Source organism: Geodermatophilus sp. SYSU D00758, assembly GCF_054049955.1.
On the sequence record NZ_JBJGYK010000004.1, the window covers coordinates 97,656 to 116,497 of the forward strand.

The window sequence follows — 18,842 nt, forward strand, 5'->3', positions numbered from 1 at the left end:
CACCGTCGGGAGGAAGCCATGGGCCGCAAGCCCCGCGTCGCACTGCTGAGCCCGGCGTCGGCGAGCCCCGTCGCCGTCATGATCGACTGGATGCTGGAGGAGCTGGGCAGCCGGCCGGCCGTCCGTTGACCCGCTCGTCCCGCCCCGCTCCGGCGCGGCCGGGCCGGCGCCGGGTGCTCTGCGTCTTCCCCCGGTACGCGAAGTCCTTCGGCACGCTCGACCACGCCTTCGGTCTGGTGGGCGTGTCGGCCTTCCTGCCGCCGCAGGGCATCCTGACCGTCGCGGCCGCCCTGCCGGCGGGGTGGGACGTGCGCTTCGTCGACGAGAACGTGCGCCCGGTGGGGGACGACGACCTGCGCTGGGCGGAGGTCCTCCTCCTGACCGCCATGCACGTGCAGCGCGCGCGGGTCGAGGAGCTCACCGCCCGGGCGCACACCGCCGGCGTCCTCACCGTGCTGGGCGGGCCGTCGGTGTCGGCGTGCCCGGAGCTGTACCCCGACGTGGACCTCCTGCACGTCGGGGAGCTGGGGGACGCGACCGACGCGCTGGTCGAGCGCCTCGACGCCGACCCGGGCCGGCCCGCGGGCCAGGAGGTCTACCGGACCGTCGAGCGACGTCCCCTGGACCGCTGCCCGCCACCGGCCTACGAGCTGATCGACCTGTCGGACTACCTGCTCGGCAGCATCCAGTTCTCCAGCGGCTGCCCGTTCTCCTGCGAGTTCTGCGACATCCCGGCGCTCTACGGCCGGCGTGCGCGGCTCAAGACGCCCGACCAGGTGGTCGCCGAGCTCGACGCGATGCTGGCCCGCGGGAACCCGGGCACGGTCTACTTCGTCGACGACAACCTCATCGCCGACCCCACGGCCGCGCGGCGACTGCTCGACCGGCTCGTGACCTGGCAGCGCGAGCACGGTCACCCGGTCTCGTTCGCCTGCGAGGCCACGATGAACCTCGCCCAGCGCACCGACGTGCTGCGGCTGATGCGCGAGGCGTCGTTCACGCAGGTCTTCCTCGGGGTCGAGTCGCCCAGCGAGTCGGCGCTCCGGTCGATCGGGAAGCGGCAGAACCTGCGCCGGCCGGTGCTCGACGCGATCGCCACGATCAACGCCCACGGCCTGGAGGTCGTCGCCGGGATCATCCTCGGCCTGGACACCGACGACGCGGGGACGGTCCCGGGCCTCCTGCGCTTCGTGGCGGGCTCCCAGGTCCCGATGCTGACCGTGAACCTGCTGCACGCCCTGCCGCGGACGCCGCTGTGGGACCGGCTCGCGGCCGAGGACCGGCTGCTCGCCGACCCGGGGGACCGGGAGTCCAACGTGGTGTTCCTGCGGCCCTACGACGAGGTGGTGGCCGACTGGCGGGCGGTGGTGGCGCAGCTGTTCACCCCGGCCGCGGTGTACGCCCGGTTCGCCGCCCAGCTGACGCGGACCTACCCGCACCGGCTGCCGCGCCGGCGCGGCCGGCCCTCGGCGGCCGACCTGCGGCGGGGGGTGCGGGTCCTCGGGCGGGTGCTCTGGCGGCTGGGGGTGGTGGGCGGCTACCGGCGCGACTTCTGGCGGATGGCGCTGCCGCTGCTGCGGCAGGGGCGGGTGGAGAAGGTGGTGCACATCGCCACGGTCACCCACCACCTGGTGACCTTCGCCGGCGAGGTCGCCGCGGGGACCGCTGAGAAGTGCTTCTACAACCCGGTGGGAGCGGCGCCCGTGGCGGTGCCGGGCAGCGGGCGGGGATAACCTGGCAGCCGGTCGAAGCACCGGCCGAACCGCCGCGACGGGGCGGGGACGCCCACCGCCCCGTACCGCACGCGCCGCGGAGGACTCCGGTGTCCCGATCGCCCCTGCCCCCCACCCCGTGCTCGGTCCTCGTGGTCGAGGGGGCGCCCGCCCTGTCGCACGCCGTGCGGCAGGCCCTCGCCGGGGGACCGGACCGGATCACCGCGGTCGGCGGCGTGGCGGAGGGTGCCGGTGCCCTCCGCAGCGGGGCCGCGGAGGTCACCGTCCTCGTCTCCGACCGGTCGGACCCCGCCGCGTGCCGCACCCTGCGGCGGGTGAGCGCGGCGCCCCTCGTCGTGGTCACCGGCGCCCCGTCGAGCGAGGACGTCGTGGCCGGGCTGGAGGCCGGTGCCGACACGGTCCTGCCCGCGACGCGGGTGGCGGCGGAGCTGGTGCCGCGGGTCCGGGGGCTGGTGGGCCGGTGGCGGGAGCGGACCGGCGAGCCGCCGCTGGTCACCGGCGCCCTGGCGCTGTCGGCCCAGGGCGCGGCGGTCACGCTCGACGGCGTCCCCGTCGCGCTCACGCCCACGGAGTTCCGGTTGCTGCGGGAGCTGGCGGTCGCGGGGGGCAGGGTGCTCAGCCGCGCCGAGCTGCTGCGGCGGGTGTGGGGGTACGACCACGACGTCGGCCAGCGGCTGGTCGACGTCCACGTGCGCCGGCTGCGCCGCAAGCTCGGGGCGCACCTGCGCCACCCGGCCCTCGTCGCGACCGAGCGGGGGGCGGGCTACCGCCTGCGGGTCCCCTGACGACGACCGGTCCGCGGCCGCCGGCGGCGGTCCCACAGCACCAGGACGGCGGCGGTGGCGGGCGGGCACACCGCGAGCAGGGCCAGCGGGGCCGAGCCCAGGGCCGCACCCAGGACCACCAGGAGCAGCCCCGCGACGACGGCGGCGAGCAGCGCCCGGCGGTGCCACCGCGGCGGCCGCCCGGGCCCCGGGTGCCCCGTCCCGCGGAGGAGGTGCTCGAGCTCCGGGAAGTCGGACCGCAGCGAACGCTCGATGTCGTCGAGCACCTGCTGCTCGCGTTCGGTCATGTCCGTGTCCCCCTCTGCCGCCACGCCCGGCGCCGTAGGCGCCCGGGGTTCCCCGCCCGGGGCGACGCCACACGCACACCGCCGCGGTGTCATGAACACGTAGCGGGCCCCCGGCCGGTGCCGGCCGGCGGGGTTCCCCGCGCCCGTTCCGGGGAACCCCGATCAGCACCCACGCACACCAGGAGGAGGAGCCGTGACCGAGCCCGAGGACCGGCGGCAGCCGGGGGACGACGAGTCGCACGCCAGCGTCGGCGAGGACGCCGGCGCGCCCGGTGCCGGCCGCACCGAGCGGGAGACCGCGGTGGACGACGACCTGGGGCAGGGCGACGCGCCGCAGCGCTGATCCCTCGGTGGGTGGGCCGCGCCGCCAGGGGTACGGCTCTCCTGTGCCGGAGCCGCCCCGCCTGCCCACCGAGATGCTCCTCCGCTACACGGACGTGCCGGAGGGGCGGATCCGCACCCGCGTGCTCGGGGCGCGGCAGCCGGGGGTCCCGCCGGTGGTCGTCGTCCAGGGCATGGCGGTGTCGGACTACCTGCTCCCGGCCTGCGCGGCGCTCGGGTCGTGGACCGAGGTCCACCTGTTCGACGTCCCCGGTTTCGCGGGCAGCGGCCGGCCGACGCGGCGGCTGGACGTCCGCGGTTACGGCGAGGCCGTGGTGCACTGGCTGGCGGCGGCCGGGCTCGACCGCGCCGTCGTGGTCGGTCACTCCAGCGGCACGCAGGTGGCCGCATGGGCCGGCGTGCTGGCACCCGACCGGGTCGCGGCCGTGGGGCTGGCCAGCCCGACCATCGACCCCGTCGCGAGGCCGTGGCCGAAGCTGCTGTACCGGTGGCGCCTCGACGCCCGGTCGCCTTCGCCGGGTCTGGAGGAGAACCACGTCCCGGAGTGGAAGCGGGCCGGCGTCACCGGGGCGCTGCACCTGGTCCGGGCGCACCTCGCCGACCGGATCGAGGAGCAGGTCGCCCGCCTCGACGTGCCCCTGCTGGTGATCCGCGCGGAGGACGACCGGCTGACGACCGACCGCTGGGTGCGCGACCTCGCGGCCTCCGCGGACGGCGAGGTGGTCACCGTGCCCGGTGCGCACGCGTTCCTGTGGCTGGACCCCGAGGCCTGGTCCGGCCCCCTGCGCGCGCTGGCGTCCGAGGCGGGCTGAGATGCCGCGCGGTGCCCGGCCCCTCGCGCCCCGGGACGCGGTCGCGTCCTTCGACTCGGCCAGCGCGCTCCTCCTCGCGCTGGCGCGGGCGCTCGACGGGGAGGACTTCCCCCACCTGGGCCAGGCCCGGTGGAAGGCCGCGCTCGTGCGGGCCAGCGCCCTGCTGCCCCCGGCGCTGCGCTGCCGCGCCTACGCCGTCGCCAGCGGGCGCGAGGGCGTCCCCGCCCGGCGGCTCGGGGACGTCGACCTGGACGAGGTGGCCGGCTGGGTGGCACGGACGTACCCGGACCGCCGCTTCCCCGCGGTCCTCGTCGGGTCCTCGAACGGGGCGCTGACCCACCTGGCCGCCGCCTGCGGCATCCCCTGGCTGCCCCAGACCCTGCTCGTGCCCGTGCGCCGCCGCGGAGCCGACCCGCAGGACATGCCCGCCGCCCTCGAGTTCGGGGCGCGCCACGGGCCCGCCCTGCTGGCGCACAACCCGGGGGTCGAGCTGCACCAGATGCAGGACGCGAACCAGGACGCGCTCAGCGGCTCGCAGATGGCGTACTTCCGGGTCAAGTGGACCGGCCTGCCACCGGCGTACGAGCGCTTCCTGGGCGAGCGGCTGGAGCCGGGAGCGCCGGTCGTCGTCGTCCGCGACACCTCGACCTGGCCGGTGACCCGGGTCGGCGCCCGGCACGTCTTCCAGGTCGGCGCGCAGGGCGGGATGACCCCCGAGCAGTACCTCGACGCCCCCGGCGCGCCGGCACCCGACGAGACCGCCGCCGAGGCCGAGTGGGGGTTCGCCGACCCGCTGCTGGCCGCGCTGCGCGAGTGGGGGAACCGGGCCGCCCACCCGGTCGTCGAGCTGCGGTACGGGCACCCGCAGGACCCCGCGGCCGCGGTGGCCGACGTGCTCCGGGCGTGGACCCGGGCCCGCGGCGGCGCGGGCCAGCGGCTGCTCGTGAGCTCGTTCGTGGTCCACGACCCGTGGCGGGCGATCACCACCGGATCCGTGCCCTTCTGGACCTTCTTCCCCGTCCAGCACGCCGCCCGGGCGCTGGCCGACCACCTGGCGCGGACCTCCTACGACGACGTCGACGTCCTGCTGTTCAGCCACGGGGTCCGGTCGCGCGGGCTCGCCGACGCCGACACCTGGCAGCGCATCGCCGGACGGGCCCGCCACCGGGGCCGGCTGCTCGGCGTGGACCCGCGGGCCTTCCCCGCCGACTTCGCCGTCTTCGCCCGGTACGCCGCGGCTCTGCGGTCGCTGCCCGACGCCGGGCTGCCGTGGACCCCGCTGGCGCTCGACGACGCGCTCGCCGGCCTCCGCGAGGCGGGCGGGATCTCGGTGGTCCGCGGCTGAGGAGCCGCGCGTGGGCGGCCGGACCGAGCCTCGTGCACCAGGTGCCCGACACGTCCCCGCACCGACCTCGGGCCCGTCTCCGGGCCGGCGCCCCGGTCGACCTGACCGGGGCGTGTCCCGGCGCCCGGGCCGGGTACGGGGACCGGTGCCGGGAGTTGCCGAACCCAGGTGGCGGAGGAGCGGTGAGCGAGCACGAGCAGGTGCGCGACCTGGCCCGGCCGCTGCGGGACCCCGGCGACCTCGACCCGCTGCTGGAGCGGGTCGGGGAGGCCCGGGTGGTCCTGCTCGGCGAGGCCTCGCACGGCACGCACGAGTACTACGCCTGGCGGACGGCGATCACCCGGCGGCTGGTGACCGAGCGGGGCTTCTCGTTCGTCGCCGTCGAGGGCGACTGGCCCGACTGCCACCGGGTCCACTGCTCGGTGACGCTGGCCTCGACCGCCGCGGACCCGCGCGAGGTGCTGCGCGGGTACGAGCGGTGGCCGACCTGGATGTGGGCCAACGAGGAGGTCGCCGAGCTGACCCGCTGGCTGCGCGGGCACAACGCGCCGCGACCGCCGGAGGAGCGGGTCGGGTTCCACGGCCTGGACGTCTACAGCCTGTGGGACTCCCTGCGCGCGATCCTGGGCTACCTGCGCGAGCACGAGCCCGGCTCCGTCGACCCGGCGCTGGAGGCCTTCCGCTGCTTCGAGCCCTACGCCGAGGACCCCCAGGCCTACGCGCGGGCGACCCGGCTGGTGCCCACCAGCTGCGAGGCCGCGGTCGTGACGATGCTGCGGGAGCTGCGCGCCCGGCCTGCCGCCGACGGCGGCCCCGACCGGGAGGCGGCCTTCGTGGTCGAGCAGAACGCCCGCGTGGCCGCCGGCGCGGAGGCCTACTACCGGGCGATGGTGCGCGGCGGGCCGGAGTCGTGGAACGTCCGCGACCACCACATGACCGACACCCTCGACCGGCTGCTGGAGCACCGCGGCGACGGGGCGAAGGCGGTCGTCTGGGAGCACAACACCCACGTCGGCGACGCCCGGTACACCGACATGGCCGACGCCGGCATGGTCAACGTCGGCCAGCTCGCCCGGGAGCGGTACGGCGAGGACGACGTGGTGATCGTCGGCTTCGGCAGCCACCACGGCAGCGTCCTCGCCGGGGACGGCTGGGGGGCACCGGTGCAGCGGATGCCGCTGCCACCGGCCCGCCCCGGCAGCACCGAGGCGCTGCTCCACGACGCCGTCCCCGACGCCGCCGCGCTGTTCGTCTTCCCGCCGGAGCTGCCCGGCTGGCTGCGGTCGGAGCGCGCGCACCGGGCGGTCGGCGTCGTCTACCACCCCGGTGCGGAGCGGTGGGGGAACTACGTGCCGACGGTGCTCGGCCGCCGCTACGACGCGTTCTGCTGGTTCGACGAGACCCGCGCGCTGACCCCGCTGCACGGCACGCACCCCTCGGGCGGGGAGATGGAGACCTTCCCGGATGCGGACTGACCCGGCGGGGGAGCGCCCCGTCACCGTCCCCGTGGCGGGGGCTCCGCTGGCCGGAGACCTCGCCGTCCCGGCGGGCGCGCGCGGCGTGGTGCTGTTCGCCCACGGCAGCGGCAGCAGCCGGCACAGCCCGCGCAACCGGCAGGTGGCCGGTGCCCTCCGGGACGCCGGCTACGGCACCCTGCTGCTGGACCTGCTCACCGACGCCGAGGAGCAGGTCGACGCCCGCACCCGGGAGCTGCGCTTCGACATCGGGCTGCTGGCGCGGCGGCTCACCGGGGCGGCCGACTGGCTGGCCGCGGACCGGGCGACCGCCGGGCTGCCGGTGGCCACGTTCGGTGCCAGCACCGGCGCGGCCGCCGCCCTCATCACCGCCGCCGACCGGCCGGACGCCGTCCGCGCAGTGGTCTCCCGGGGTGGCCGGCCGGACCTGGCCGGCGCGGCGCTGGGCCGGGTGCGGGCACCCACGCTGCTGGTGGTCGGCGGCGCCGACGAGCAGGTGCTCGAGCTCAACCGGGACGCCGCCGCCCGGATGGCGGCCGAGCACGAGGTGGCCGTCGTCCCCGGGGCGACGCACCTGTTCGGCGAGCCGGGGGCGCTGGACCGCGTCGTCGAGCTGACCGTCGCGTGGCTGGACCGCTGGCTGCCGGCCCCGTCACCCGGCTGACGGCCCGCGGTGCCGCGCGAGCTGCGCGGCGACCCGCGGATCGGGGCCGCTCACGCCCGGGCCGCGCGGAGGGCGTAGGCGAGGTCGGCCGCCTGCCGGCCGGTCCGGGCGTCGTGGACGCGGACGACCGAGCCGCCGCGTGCGGCCCCGAGGGCGACGGCGGCCGCGGTCGCGACGTCCGGCGGCGCCTCGCCGAGCCGCAGCGCGCGGCGGAGGAAGAGCTTGTTCGAGACCGCCAGCAGGACCGGCCGGCTCAGCCCGGTGAACGCCTCCAGCGAGGCCAGCAGGCGGAGGGCCTGCTGCCACGGGCCACCCAGGTCGATGCCGGGGTCGACGACCACCCGGTCGTGGTCGACACCGGCGCCGGTCGCCGCGTCGACCAGGGCGGCGAGCCGCTCGCAGACCGTGCGGACCGGATCGCCGGGGAGCGGGTCGGGGTCCGGGACCCCCGGCGGGCGGCGGATGTGCGTGGCCACGACCGCTGCGCCCGCCGCCGCGGCCGCCGGGAGGTAGCCCGGGTCGCGGAAGCCGCTCATGTCGTTGCCCAGCACCGCACCCTCGGCGAAGGCGGCTGCGGCGACGACGGCGCGGGTGGTGTCCACGGCCAGCGGCACGTCGAGACGGGACCGCAGTGCGGCGAGCGCACCGGCCGCCAGGTCGCGCTCCTCCTCCGGGCCCACCACCCGCACGCCCACGCCGCCGGGGCGCGCGCCCACCTCGAGCACGTCGGCGCCGTCGGCCACCAGCCGGTCGGCACGGGCGAGCAGCCGGTCGAGGCGGAAGTGCGCGCCGCGGTCGGAGAAGGAGTCCCGCGTCCGGTTGAGGATGCCGACGACCACCGGCCGCTCGGCGACGTCGAACCGGCGCTCGCCCAGGCGCAGGACGGTGCGCCGCCCGGTCAGCTCTTGGTGCCCGGCTCGTTGCGGCGGGTCTCGAAGGTCTTGTGCCCGTTGGGGCACGGCGGGATCTCGTCCCCCTGGGTGACGTGGACCTTCTCGCTGCAGTGCGCGCAGTAGAAGTCCCCGGTCTTCTGCGCCTTCTCCCCGGCGTGGGCCGCCATGGGTCCTCCCTCCGGTCACGTCGTCAACGCACGGCCAGGCCACCGCCCTGCCCGCGGTTGCCGGGGTCGATGCCCAGGTCGCGGAGCAGGTCGGCGTCGTCCTCGGTGTCCACCTCGACGCCCAGCTCCCGCTCGGCCCGCTCGGCCTGGTCCGCCTTGCCGGCGGCGCGGAGCACCTGGACGACGTGGCTGCGGGCGATCCGCACGTCCGCCCCCGATCAGCCGCCGCACCGCTGCGCTTCGGCCACCCGGTCCTCCTGGGGGGCCCGGCTGGCCTGGCTGACCCCTGGCGGCGCCGCCCGCGCCTGCTGCCCGGGCTCCTGGTGGGGGGCCGGGTCCAGCCGCAGCGACCGGACCACCTCGTCCCTGCTGCGGTAGTCGACCGGCGGGACGGCCCGGATGGCCTTCAGGACCTCCGCGCCGGCACCGCGCCGCTGCGCGTCGGCCAGGAGGGGGTCCTTGCCCGCCGGGTGGTCCTCGTCGGTCAGGTGACCCATGACCTCGTCCGCGGTGACCGCGTCCGCCACGGTGGTGTCCTCTCGCTCCGTGGCCGCGCGTGGGCTCCGCGCGTGCGAGGGGCGTACCCGGCGCCGGCGCCGGATACGCCCCCGGACGCGGTCAGTGCGGGTCGACCGCGACCTTCGTCCAGCCCGACTCGCGGCGGTCGAAGGTCTCGTATGCCTCCAGCACGGTGGGCATGTCCTCGACCTGGGTGAGCACCGTGGAGGGGTCGACGGCGCCGGTGCGGACGAGGTCGAGCAGCTCCGGGATGTAGCGCCGGTGGTTGCAGTTGCCCATCTTCACGGTCAGGTTCTTGTTCATCGCCGCGCCGGTCGGGAAGCTCGTCATCTGCGGCGGGTAGACGCCGATGATCCCGATGCTGCCGGCCTTGGCGACCGCCTCGACGGCCCACTGCAGCGACTGGCTGGGCGCATCGCCGGGCACCCAGGTGCGGCCGTGCGGGTCCTGCTCGGGGGCGACCTGGTCGCGCTCCTGCTCGAACTGCTGGACCTGCTGCTCGGCCGCCTCGGCCGCGGGGCCCGACTTCGGCCGCTGGGCGTCCACGCCGACGGCGTCGATGACCCGGTCGGCGCCGATGCCGCCGGTGAGCTCCTGGACGACGGGTACCGGGTCCTCGGCGTTGAAGTCGACGGCCTCCGCGCCGCGCGCCCGCGCCTGGTCCAGCCGGGAGGCCACGCCGTCCACCACGAGCACGCGACCGGCGCCCTGCTGGAAGGCGCTGGTCACGGCGAACTGGCCGACCGGCCCGGCGCCGAGCACGAGCACCGTGTCGCCCTTCCCGACCTCGGCCAGCCGGGCGCCGAACCAGGCGGTCGGGTAGATGTCCGACAGCAGGATCGCCGCGTCGTCGCTCACCGACTCGGGCAGCCAGACCGGGCCGACGTGGGCGAAGGGGATCCGGGCGTAGGTTGCCTGCAGGCCGTCGACCGGGCCGGTCACCTGCGGCCCGCCGAAGAAGCAGGTGCCCGCCGACGGGCCGTTGGGGTTGGCGTTGTCGCACTGCGCGTAGTAGCCCGCCCGGCAGTAGGAGCAGGTGCCGCAGGCGACGGTGGAGGGGATGACCACGCGGTCGCCGGGGCGCAGGTTGCGCACGCCGGGGCCGGTCTCGCGGACCACCCCGACGGCCTCGTGGCCGAGGATCGTGCCCTCGACCATGCCGGACATCGTGCCGCGCACGAAGTGCAGGTCGGTGCCGCAGATCGCGCTCGCGGTGATCTCCACGACCGCGTCGGTCGGGTCCTGGATCGCCGGGTCGGGGACCTCGTCGAGGCGGATGTCGCCCACCCCGTGCCACACGACGGCCTTCATCGGTTCCTCCTCGTGGGGATGCGGTACCGGGTCGGCCTGCTCTCGACCGGAGGGCGTCCGGCGTCCGCGCCGGGGGACGCCCGTCCCGTGGTCGTGGCCTACCCGGTCGTGCTCCGCCCAACCGGCGGCCGGGCGGCCGCTGCGGTAGGCGTAGGGGCGGCGGGAGGTGCGATGGCGGGGACGACGGACGCGGGCACGGGCCGCGCGCGAGGGCACGAGCCGGACGTGGGCGTGAGCGCGGGCCGGGCGGCCGGCGGTGCGCTGCTGTTCGCGCTGCCGCTGTTCATGACGATGGAGGTGTGGCAGCTCGGGCTGTCCATCCCGCGGTACCGGCTGGCCCTGCTGGTGGCGGCCACCGTCGTCCTGGTGGTGTTCCTGAGCCGGCTCTTCGGCGCCGGCGCGAACGGCCTGCGCCGCCGGGACTACCTCGCCGACGCCGGGGTCGCGCTGGTGATGGCCGCGGTGGTCGCCGCGGTGGCCATGACCGCGTTCGGGGTCGTCGTCCCGTGGACCGACTGGCCGGGGGCGCTGTCGATCGTGGCCATCGAGACCCTCCCGGCCGCCGTGGGCGCCTCCTTCGCGCGCAGCCAGCTGGGGGCCGGCAGCCGCCGCCCGGAGGCCAGCGGCTACGGCACCGAGGTCCTGCTGATGGCCGCGGGGGCGGTGGTGCTCGCGGCCAACATCGCGCCGACCGAGGAGGTCGTGCTGCTCGCCGCCACGGCGGGGCCGTTGCTGTGCGCCGTCGTGGTGGCGCTGAGCCTGCTGCTCATGCACGGCTTCGTGTACCGGGTCGGGTTCAAGGGGCAGGAGGCGGTGGAGGGCGGGGCGCTGCGCGCCTTCCTGCTGCTGACCACGGTCGGCTACGCGGTCGCGCTGGCGGTCTCGGCCTACCTGCTGTGGACGTTCGGCCGCTTCGACGGGGTGGACGCCTCGGTGGCCCTGACGCGGTCGGTCGTCCTCGCCGTCCCGGCCAGCCTGGGCGCCGCCGCCGCGCGGCTGGTCCTGTGAGGAGGGACGTGGACGGGGGGGAGCAGGGCGGGACGTCGCCCGGCGAGTACGTCGTCGGCGCCCTGGGTCTGGTTCTGGTGCTCGGGCTGCTGGCCTTCCTGCTCTGGGACGGCCTGGTGGCCCGGGAGGGCGGCCCGCGGCTGGTCGTCGTCGTCACGGGGATCTCGCCGGCCCCCGCGGGCTTCTCGGTCGGCTACGAGGTGCGCAACTCCGGGGGCGGGACGGCCGAGCAGGTGGAGGTCTCCGGAGAGCTGATCCGGGAGGGCTCGGTCGTCGACGAGGCGGCCGCGACCGTGGACTACGTCGCGCCGGGCAGCCGGCGCCAGGGCGCGCTGCTGTTCGGCGAGGACCCGCGGGACGGCGATCTCCGGGTCGCCGTCGACGGTTACGTGCTGCCCTGAGCGGGGAGGACGGCGCGGTGACCACCCGCATCGGAATCGTGGGCGGCGGGTTCATCGCCGGCCGGCACGTCGACTCCCTGACCGCCCTGGACGGCGTCGAGGTCGCCGGGGTGGCCGACCCCCGCACCGACCGTGCCGAGGTGCTCGCCGCGCGCGCCGGCGGGGCGGCCCACGACCGCTGGGAACGGCTGCTCGACGCCGGCGGGCTCGACGCGGTCTACGTGTGCGTGCCGCCGCACGCGCACGGGGCGGTGGAGGAGGCCGTCCTCGACCTCGGCCTGCCGCTGTTCGTCGAGAAGCCGCCGGCCCGCGACCTCGCCACCGCCGAGCGGCTGGCCGGCCGGGTGGCCGCGGCCGGGCTGCCCACCGCGGTCGGCTACCACTGGCGCTACCTGGACACCGTGGACCTCGCCCGGCGGCTGCTGGCCGGGGCGCCCGCCCGCCTGGTGCTCGGCGCCTGGCTGGACAAGGCCCCCCGGGTCGAGTGGTGGGGCCGGCAGGACGGCTCCGGCGGGCAGGTGGTGGAGCAGCTGACCCACCTGCTCGACCTCGCCCGGGTGCTGGCCGGCGAGGTCGAGGGCGGCTGGGCCACCGGCGCGCGGTCGCCGGACGGGCCCGGCGACATCCAGGACGTCGGGACCGCGTCGCTGCGCTTCGCCTCGGGCGCGGTGGGCTCCTTCGCCCACAGCTGCCTGCTGCCCCGCGGCTTCCGCATCGGCCTGGAGGTCGTCGCGCCGGGGCTGGGGCTGTGGCTCACCGAGCACCAGGTGACCGTCTCCGACGCCGAGGGGGAGCGGGTGGTCGAGCGCGCGGTCGACCCGATCGAGGTCGAGGACGCCGCCTTCGTCGCCGCGGTGCGCGGCGAGGGGGACGGCGTCCGCGCGACCTACGCCGACGCGCTGGCGACCCACCGGCTGGCGGTCGCGGTCGCGACGGCGGCCGCCGACGGCGGGGAGGTGCGGCTGTGAGGGCGGTGCGCACGATCGGCGTGGTGGCCCCGGGGCAGCCGGCGCTGCTGGACGACGAGGAGCCGGACCCCGGGCCCGGGCAGGCGTGGGTGGCCACCGAGTGGAGCGGCGTGAGCGCCGGCACGGAGGTCGCCCTCGTGCGCGGCACCGACCCGCACCACCAGCTCTCGTGGGACGGCGAGCTGCGGGCCTTCCGCGACGACGGGCCCCGGGCCGGCTACCCGGTGCGCGGGCTCGGGTACATGGAGGTCGGGCTGGTCACCGGGAGCCGCGCGCCGGGGCTGGCGGAGGGCACCCGGGTGGCCATGGCCTACGGGCACCGCACCGGCCGCTGCGCCGACCCGGGGGCGACCCCGGTGATCCCGGTGCCCGACGACCTCGACCCGCTGCTCGGGGTCTACCTCGCCCAGATGGGGCCGATCTGCGTCAACGGCCTCCTGCACGCCGCAGCGGGGGCGGCGGGGCCGGCCGCGGGCGTCGACGCCGGGGTCCGGGACCGCTGCGTGCTGGTCACCGGGGCCGGGGTCATCGGCCTGCTCTCGGCCCTGCTCGCCGTCCGGCACGGTGCCGCGGAGGTCGTCGTCGCCGAGCCGTCCCCCGCCCGGCGCGCCGTGGCGGAGGCGCTCGGGTTCGCGACCGTGCCCGGCGACGCGTGGCTGGGGGTCAAGGAGCGCTGGCGGCACGGGCGGGGGGACGCCGGCGCCGACGTCGTCCTGCAGTGCCGGGGGCACGACGCCGCGCTGGCCACCGCCCTGAAGGCGCTGCGGCCGCAGGGGACCGTGGTCGACCTCGGCTTCTACCAGGCCGGCGCCGAGGCGGTGCGGCTCGGCGAGGAGTTCCACCACAACGGCCTGGCGCTGGTCTGCGCGCAGATCGGCCGCGTGCCGCGCGGGATGGCCGGGGCCTGGCCGCGGACCGCGCTGGCCGAGGTGACGCTGGACCTGCTCCGCGCCCGCGGGGCCGACGTCCGGGCGCACGTGGTGACCGACGTGCTGCCGTTCACCGACGGGCCGGCCCTGCTGGCCGACCTCGCCGGTCGCCGGCTGCCCGCCCCGCCGCTGCAGGCCGTCCTCCGCTTCGACCCGGCCTGACGTGCGGGTCCTGCTCGTCGCCAACCACTGGACCGAGGGGCCCGGCGGGGCGGAGACGATGGCCGTGCTGACCGCGGACCTCCTGCGCGCGGCCGGCCACGAGGTGGTGCCGTTCGCGGTGGCCGAGGAGCGGACGCTGCCGACGCCGGTGCGCGCCGCGCTGCCCGGGGCGGCCGGCGCCGGGGCCCGGACCCGCTTCGGGGAGGCGTGGGCCGGGACGTGGTCCCCGCGCACCTACCGGGCGCTGGCCCGGGTGGTCGACGAGGTGCGCCCGGACGTCGCGCACGTGCACCACGTCTTCGAGCGGCTCACCGTCTCGGTGCTCGACGCGCTGCGCCGGCGCGGCGTGCCGACGGTGATGACCCTGCACGACTACAAGCCCGTCTGCCCGAACTACCGGCTGTTCACCGGCGGTGCCGTCTGCACCCGGTGCCTCCCGGGCGGCTACTGGCAGGTGGTGCGGCACCGCTGCCTGGAGGGGTCGCGGTGGCGGTCGGTGGCGGCCGCGGCCGATGCGTACGCCTCCCGGGCGCGCGGCCTGTGGGACGGCGTGGACCTCTTCCTCGCACCCAGCGCGCACCTGCGCCGGCGCGTCGAGGCCGGCGGGGTGCGGCGGGTCGAGGTGCTGCCGAACCCGGTCATGGCTGCGCCCGCCCCGCGCCCGCTGCCGCCCGGGCCGCCCGTGGTCCTCCTCGCCTCGCGACTGGTGGCGGAGAAGGGGGTGGACGTGCTGCTCTCGGCCGCGGCGTCCCTGCCCCGCGGGGTGCGGGTGCGGCTGGCCGGCTCGGGACGGGTGGCCGGGGAGGTGGCCGCGCGGGTCGCACGGGAGGGTCTGCCGGTCGACGTCCTCGGGCCGCGGCCCCCGGCGGGGGTGCGTGCCGAGCTGGCCGGCGCGACGGTGGCGGTGCTGCCGGCGCTGTGGGAGGAGAACTGCCCCATGGCGGTGCTCGAGGCCGCAGCGCTCGGGGTTCCCGTGGTCGCCTCGGCGATCGGTGGCATCCCCGAGCTGGTGGACGACGGCCGTACCGGGCTCCTCGTCCCGCCGGGCGACGTGGCGGCCCTGGCCTCGGCCCTGGCGCGGGTGGTGTCGGCGCCGGGGGAGGCCGTTCGGATGGGTCGGGCCGGCTGGGAGCGGGTGCGGTCGCGGCACGACCCGCAGGCCCACGTGACCGCGCTGGTGGAGGTGTACCGGCGGGTGGCCGCGGCGCCGACCTCCCGCTCACCGGAGGGTCCTGAGATCCCCTGACCGGTTCCGCGGTGCGGTCCCGTACGCTCGTTCACCTTAGCGCTAAGGCATCTCGAGGAGGCCGGTCGTGCCCAGGATCGAACCGCTGCCACGTGAGTCGCTGCCCGAGTACGAGGAGACGTTCCGGACGGTCGAGGCCGCGCTCGGGGTGCTCCCCAACAGCACCCTCACCATGGCGCGACGGCCCGAGGTGATGCAGGCCTTCGCCCACCTCAACGCCGCCGTCATGGCCGACGGCACCGTCGGCGGGCCGCTCAAGCAGATGGTCGCGACCGTCGTCTCGGGCGCCGCCGGGTGCGCCTACTGCCAGGCGCACACCGCGCACGTCGGCGAGCGGCGCGGTGCGGACCCCCGCAAGCTGGCGGCCGTCTGGGAGTTCGAGACGAGCCCGCTGTTCACCCCGGCCGAGCGGGCGGCGCTCCGGGTGGCCCGCGGCGCCGGCGTCACCCCGAACGCGGTCACCGACGAGGACGTCGAGGAGCTGCGCCGGCACTTCGACGACGACCAGGTCGTCGAGATCGTCGCCGTCGTCGCCAACTTCGGGTTCCTCAACCGGTGGAACGACACCCTGGCCACGCAGCTGGAACGCTCGCCCCTGGCCTGGGCGGGGCAGCACCTGCAGCCCGCGGGCTGGGACGCCGGCAAGCACGCCGCCCCCTGAGGACGGCGGGCTCCGGGCAGCGGCGGGACGGGTTCCCGTGGCCGCCTCGCCAACCGGGGGGACGCGTTTCGTGCCTCCTGGGAGCCGTGGCGGCGCCCGATGTCGACCGGGGGCGTCCGCCCAGCACCGCGGACGGACTTGTGCCGGAACCCGGCCGGCGGGACAGTGGTCCCATCGCCGCGGACGCCGGGGGAACCGTGCTCGCGCGGCGGCCTCAGGGGAGGGGCCGTCATGGGCTGGGCGATCACCACCGCTGTCGGGTTCGTGCTGGCCACGGCGCTGGTCGTGTGGTTGGGGCGGAGCGTGACCGCCCGCTGGGAGCTGGACCGCCGTGGCCGCGGGACCGCGAGGACCGGGGCGGGCGCCGAACCGTCGCCGGGGCGACCGGGCCGACTGCGGGCGCGGCTCCGCGGCGGCCTCCCCGAGGCCGCCCGGCGTCTCGTCGGGCCGGGCGCCACCGGGCGGCTCGTCCGCCCGCACGGGCCCGGGCGGCGGGTGCGCGTCCCGCACCTGCGCCGGCCGCGGCTCCGCGCACCCCGCCTCCACATGCGCCCCCTGCACATGCCCCACCTGCACATGCCCCACCTGCACATGCCCCACCTGTCCGCACCTCGTCTGGCGATGCCCCACCTGCACCTGCCGCGGGTCGCCGACCGCGCCGTGCACCGGTCCGGTGGACGCACGCGGCACGTGCCCGGGCTGCACGCGCTGCGCCCGCACGCGCCTCGCCGCAGCCGGCACCGGGACGACGAGGGCACCGCGACCGAGCCTCCCTCCTGAACTGCTCCCTCCAGGGGCCCGGGCGTCTCGTGCCTCATGTCGAGACAGGCTCGACAACGAGGAGGTGGCCGGCGAGGAGGCCGCGGTACCCCGGGTCGACCCCTCGGGTGGGCCTTCTCGTGCGTCCGTGACCGTCGGGTTTCCTTCGCCCACAGCCGATTCCCGTGACGCTCGTTCGAACGCATGATCGATGCATGCCATCCGTCGTCGACCCGGTCGCCGCACCTCCGGTCGCTCCGGTGGGCGGGGAGCTGGACCACACCCGCGCCTGGCCCGACGGGCCCACCGCCGCGGCCGACCTGGCCGGCTACTGCACCACCCACCACCGCGGCAAGCACCAGGCCCCGGGCTGGACCCACACCCAGCACCGGGACGGCACCCTCGCCGTCACCACCCCCAGCGGCCTGACCGCCACCACCGACCCCCCGCCCTGCTGACCGTGAGCGAGGCGCCAAGCGGGGGAGGACGACCGCGCGTACCGGTGCGGGGCGGGCTCAGCGCACCACCGGCCGCCGGTACCGGTGCGGGGCGGGGCGGGTTCAGCGCACCACCGACCGGAACAGCTCGACGAGGCGGTCGGCGTGCCCGTCGAAGGTGTGCCGCTCCCGGGCCGCGAGCGCGGCCGCGGCTCCCCGCCGGGTCGCCACCTCCCCGGCGAGGACGGCGGCCACCTCGTCGGCCGACCGGTAGAACAGCCCGGTCCCGTCACGGCGCAGCACCCGCTCCACCGACACCGCGTGCCCCGGGTTGGTCGGCTGCAGCAGCGGCAGCCCGGCGGCGAGGCACACCGGCAGCCGGGCGGGGGAGTTGAGGTCGTCCCAGACCGCCCGGCGCAGGTCCCCGCCGTTGCTGCTGGCGAAGCGGTGCAGCCAGCCGGCGTCGTAGCGGGAGAGCACCCGCACCCAGTCCTCCGGCCCCACCGCGGGGTGCACGTGCACGAACCCCGGCGCCGCGGCGAGAGCACGGTCCAGCCAGCCCGTCCACGACCCCTTCGGTCCCGGAGCACGCACCTGCCCGTGCAGGTGCGTGTGCACCCCGCACCGGGCGAGCTCCAGCACCCACTCCAGGTCCAGCCCGGAGGGGCGGCCCACGACCGCCGCGTGCGGCCGGCCGTCGCGGTCGGAGAGCTTCGCCGACAGCGGGGCGTCGAGCCACTCCCGCGCGGGGAGATCGCCGTCCAGGACGCCGAGCCGGGCGGGATCCACGCGACCGGCCAGCGCGAGCGCGAACCAGTCGCGCTCCTCCTCGGTGGCCAGCAGGCAGGCGTCGGCACCGCAGACCAGGTCCGCCAGCAGCGGCCACTCGCCCCGCACGACGCTGCGCTGCGGCGCCTCCTTGAACGTCCACACGAACGGCAGGTCCGGGAACGCCGACCGCACCGCGTGCGCGAACGGCACCGCCCGCCAGTTCAGCTGCGCCCACACCACGTCCGGGGCGAGCGCGGCCACCTCCTCCCGCCAGCGGTCCCGGTCCAGGTCCGGCACGTGCCCGAACGGCAGCGGCCCGACGGTGGCGTCGCCGAGGCCGTCCCGGGTCCACAGCCCGGTGAGCCGGTGCCCCCGCGCCGCCAGGGCCAGCACCCGCTCCGGGTTGAACGCCAGCTCCCCGACCAGCAGGACCGACAACCCGTCGTCCGCGGGCGGGTAGGAGCGCGCCCGGAACCGCGCGTAGCGCGCCACCTCGTCGACCTCGCCGCCGTCGCTCGAGGAGAACCGCAGCGGCCCGGCCACCCGGTACCGGCCGCGGAAGACGTTGAGCCCGCCGTCGAAGGCCTCGCGCAGCGCCCGGGACCGCTGCCCCGGGTGCCGCGTCCACGAGCAGGTGACCCGCCCGGTGCCGGCCGACCGGCCGCCCGCGCGCATCCGGTCCCACATCAGCCGGCCCAGGTCGTCGCTCTCCAGCTCCGCCCGCTCCGTCCACCGGTCCGCCGTCCGGCGGTGGGCGACCTGCACCAGCTGCTCGTACGGCGTGCCCGACGGCTCCGCCAGGTCCGAGCAGGCGAGCACCACACCCGGGTCGGCGAGGGCCTCCAGCAGCGCCCCCAGGTGGCCGGGGAACCAGACGTCGTCGGCGGGCAGGTAGGCCACCACCGGGACGTCGAGGGCATCGAGCCCGGCGTTGAGCGTGGCACCCAGCCCCCGGTTGACCGGCTCCCGCACCAGCCGCACCCGCGGGTCGTCGACCGCGGACACCACGGCGGCCACCGCGTCGCCGTCCCGCGAGCCGTCGTCGAGCACCAGGGCGGTCCAGTCCGCTCCCACCTGCGCGCGCAGCGACTCCAGCGCCCGCGGCAGGAACGCCGCCTGGTCGTGCACCGGGACGAGGACCCCGACCCTCATGCCGGGCCCCTCATG

The 18,842-nt window shown here is 77.2% G+C and carries 22 protein-coding genes; 15 read left to right on the top strand and 7 right to left on the bottom strand.

What is annotated here, in order from left to right; translation table 11 throughout:
• Nucleotides 1-173: 173 nt before the first annotated feature.
• Both ACI8AC_RS04550 and ACI8AC_RS04555 read left to right on the top strand, forming a co-directional pair.
• On the top strand, nucleotides 174-1,733 hold the full coding sequence (locus tag ACI8AC_RS04550; RefSeq protein WP_456895623.1) for a B12-binding domain-containing radical SAM protein: 1,560 nt from the start codon (nucleotides 174-176) through the stop codon (nucleotides 1,731-1,733).
• 89 nt (nucleotides 1,734-1,822) lie between these two features.
• On the top strand, nucleotides 1,823-2,518 hold the full coding sequence (locus ACI8AC_RS04555) for a winged helix-turn-helix domain-containing protein (RefSeq protein WP_456895625.1): 696 nt from the start codon (nucleotides 1,823-1,825) through the stop codon (nucleotides 2,516-2,518).
• Here the strand turns inward: ACI8AC_RS04555 and ACI8AC_RS04560 are convergent.
• Nucleotides 2,497-2,805 carry a DUF3040 domain-containing protein gene (locus tag ACI8AC_RS04560; protein ID WP_456895627.1) on the bottom strand — a complete coding sequence of 103 codons (309 nt, stop codon included), beginning with the start codon at nucleotides 2,803-2,805 and terminating at the stop codon, nucleotides 2,497-2,499. The genes ACI8AC_RS04555 and ACI8AC_RS04560 overlap by 22 nt on opposite strands.
• Nucleotides 2,806-2,998: 193 nt before the next feature.
• Between ACI8AC_RS04560 and ACI8AC_RS04565 the strand changes: the two genes are divergently transcribed.
• The 5 genes from ACI8AC_RS04565 (at nucleotide 2,999) to ACI8AC_RS04585 (ending at nucleotide 7,443) form a co-directional block, all read left to right on the top strand.
• Complete coding sequence (locus ACI8AC_RS04565; protein WP_456895629.1) at nucleotides 2,999-3,148, top strand: hypothetical protein; 150 nt, start codon at nucleotides 2,999-3,001, stop codon at nucleotides 3,146-3,148.
• A gap of 43 nt (nucleotides 3,149-3,191) precedes the next feature.
• Nucleotides 3,192-3,959, top strand: coding sequence for an alpha/beta fold hydrolase (locus ACI8AC_RS04570; protein ID WP_456895631.1), 768 nt, complete (start codon nucleotides 3,192-3,194; stop codon nucleotides 3,957-3,959).
• A gap of 1 nt (nucleotide 3,960) precedes the next feature.
• Nucleotides 3,961-5,304, top strand: a complete 1,344-nt coding sequence (locus ACI8AC_RS04575; RefSeq protein ID WP_456895633.1) for a hypothetical protein — start codon at nucleotides 3,961-3,963, stop codon at nucleotides 5,302-5,304.
• A gap of 182 nt (nucleotides 5,305-5,486) precedes the next feature.
• Nucleotides 5,487-6,779, top strand: coding sequence for an erythromycin esterase family protein (locus tag ACI8AC_RS04580; RefSeq protein ID WP_456895635.1), 1,293 nt, complete (start codon nucleotides 5,487-5,489; stop codon nucleotides 6,777-6,779).
• Nucleotides 6,780-6,810: 31 nt separating this feature from the next.
• Nucleotides 6,811-7,443, top strand: coding sequence for a dienelactone hydrolase family protein (locus ACI8AC_RS04585; RefSeq protein WP_456895637.1), 633 nt, complete (start codon nucleotides 6,811-6,813; stop codon nucleotides 7,441-7,443).
• Nucleotides 7,444-7,493: 50 nt separating this feature from the next.
• Here ACI8AC_RS04585 and folP read toward each other — a convergent pair whose 3' ends face one another.
• The 5 genes from folP to ACI8AC_RS04610 form a co-directional block, all read right to left on the bottom strand.
• Nucleotides 7,494-8,402 (bottom strand): dihydropteroate synthase, encoded by a 909-nt coding sequence (gene folP / locus ACI8AC_RS04590; RefSeq protein ID WP_456895639.1) that lies wholly within the window; start codon nucleotides 8,400-8,402, stop codon nucleotides 7,494-7,496.
• On the bottom strand, nucleotides 8,342-8,503 hold the full coding sequence (locus ACI8AC_RS04595; RefSeq protein ID WP_456895641.1) for a zinc ribbon-containing protein: 162 nt from the start codon (nucleotides 8,501-8,503) through the stop codon (nucleotides 8,342-8,344). Before ACI8AC_RS04595 ends, folP begins: the two co-directional genes overlap by 61 nt.
• A 23-nt stretch (nucleotides 8,504-8,526) precedes the next feature.
• Entirely contained in the window at nucleotides 8,527-8,709 is a 183-nt protein-coding gene (locus tag ACI8AC_RS04600) for a hypothetical protein (RefSeq protein WP_456895643.1), read from the bottom strand.
• 12 nt (nucleotides 8,710-8,721) lie between these two features.
• On the bottom strand, nucleotides 8,722-9,030 hold the full coding sequence (locus ACI8AC_RS04605; protein WP_456895645.1) for a DUF2795 domain-containing protein: 309 nt from the start codon (nucleotides 9,028-9,030) through the stop codon (nucleotides 8,722-8,724).
• A gap of 91 nt (nucleotides 9,031-9,121) precedes the next feature.
• A complete protein-coding gene (locus tag ACI8AC_RS04610) occupies nucleotides 9,122-10,333 on the bottom strand; it encodes a zinc-dependent alcohol dehydrogenase (protein WP_456895647.1) in 1,212 nt (403 codons plus the stop codon).
• A gap of 225 nt (nucleotides 10,334-10,558) precedes the next feature.
• Between ACI8AC_RS04610 and ACI8AC_RS04615 the strand changes: the two genes are divergently transcribed.
• From ACI8AC_RS04615 to ACI8AC_RS04650, 8 genes are all read left to right on the top strand, one after another.
• Entirely contained in the window at nucleotides 10,559-11,341 is a 783-nt protein-coding gene (locus ACI8AC_RS04615; RefSeq protein ID WP_456895649.1) for a TIGR02587 family membrane protein, read from the top strand.
• Between the two features lie 8 nt (nucleotides 11,342-11,349).
• Nucleotides 11,350-11,742 carry a TIGR02588 family protein gene (locus tag ACI8AC_RS04620; RefSeq protein ID WP_456895651.1) on the top strand — a complete coding sequence of 131 codons (393 nt, stop codon included), beginning with the start codon at nucleotides 11,350-11,352 and terminating at the stop codon, nucleotides 11,740-11,742.
• A 17-nt stretch (nucleotides 11,743-11,759) separates the two neighbouring features.
• The gene (locus ACI8AC_RS04625; protein ID WP_456895653.1) at nucleotides 11,760-12,710 is read left to right on the top strand and encodes a Gfo/Idh/MocA family protein; all 951 of its coding nucleotides are present in this window, start codon (nucleotides 11,760-11,762) and stop codon (nucleotides 12,708-12,710) included.
• On the top strand, nucleotides 12,707-13,801 hold the full coding sequence (locus ACI8AC_RS04630; RefSeq protein ID WP_456895655.1) for a zinc-dependent alcohol dehydrogenase: 1,095 nt from the start codon (nucleotides 12,707-12,709) through the stop codon (nucleotides 13,799-13,801). The genes ACI8AC_RS04625 and ACI8AC_RS04630 overlap by 4 nt, the downstream gene beginning before the upstream one ends.
• Nucleotide 13,802: 1 nt before the next feature.
• Complete coding sequence (locus ACI8AC_RS04635) at nucleotides 13,803-15,047, top strand: glycosyltransferase (RefSeq protein ID WP_456895657.1); 1,245 nt, start codon at nucleotides 13,803-13,805, stop codon at nucleotides 15,045-15,047.
• Nucleotides 15,048-15,114: 67 nt separating this feature from the next.
• Nucleotides 15,115-15,708 (top strand): carboxymuconolactone decarboxylase family protein, encoded by a 594-nt coding sequence (locus ACI8AC_RS04640; RefSeq protein ID WP_456895659.1) that lies wholly within the window; start codon nucleotides 15,115-15,117, stop codon nucleotides 15,706-15,708.
• Between the two features lie 231 nt (nucleotides 15,709-15,939).
• Complete coding sequence (locus tag ACI8AC_RS04645) at nucleotides 15,940-16,488, top strand: hypothetical protein (protein WP_456895661.1); 549 nt, start codon at nucleotides 15,940-15,942, stop codon at nucleotides 16,486-16,488.
• Between the two features lie 194 nt (nucleotides 16,489-16,682).
• The gene (locus ACI8AC_RS04650; RefSeq protein ID WP_456895663.1) at nucleotides 16,683-16,925 is read left to right on the top strand and encodes a hypothetical protein; all 243 of its coding nucleotides are present in this window, start codon (nucleotides 16,683-16,685) and stop codon (nucleotides 16,923-16,925) included.
• 102 nt (nucleotides 16,926-17,027) lie between these two features.
• Here ACI8AC_RS04650 and ACI8AC_RS04655 read toward each other — a convergent pair whose 3' ends face one another.
• Nucleotides 17,028-18,827 (bottom strand): glycosyltransferase, encoded by a 1,800-nt coding sequence (locus ACI8AC_RS04655; RefSeq protein WP_456895665.1) that lies wholly within the window; start codon nucleotides 18,825-18,827, stop codon nucleotides 17,028-17,030.
• Nucleotides 18,828-18,842 lie beyond the last annotated feature (15 nt).

Coding starts and splice junctions, on each gene's coding strand:
- ACI8AC_RS04560 (WP_456895627.1), bottom strand. CDS start 2,805: ATGACCGAACGCGAGCAGCAGGTGCTCGACGACATCGAGCGTTCGCTG.
- ACI8AC_RS04575 (WP_456895633.1), top strand. CDS start 3,961: ATGCCGCGCGGTGCCCGGCCCCTCGCGCCCCGGGACGCGGTCGCGTCC.
- ACI8AC_RS04595 (WP_456895641.1), bottom strand. CDS start 8,503: ATGGCGGCCCACGCCGGGGAGAAGGCGCAGAAGACCGGGGACTTCTAC.
- ACI8AC_RS04610 (WP_456895647.1), bottom strand. CDS start 10,333: ATGAAGGCCGTCGTGTGGCACGGGGTGGGCGACATCCGCCTCGACGAG.
- ACI8AC_RS04645 (WP_456895661.1), top strand. CDS start 15,940: ATGGGCTGGGCGATCACCACCGCTGTCGGGTTCGTGCTGGCCACGGCG.
- ACI8AC_RS04650 (WP_456895663.1), top strand. CDS start 16,683: ATGCCATCCGTCGTCGACCCGGTCGCCGCACCTCCGGTCGCTCCGGTG.
- ACI8AC_RS04655 (WP_456895665.1), bottom strand. CDS start 18,827: ATGAGGGTCGGGGTCCTCGTCCCGGTGCACGACCAGGCGGCGTTCCTG.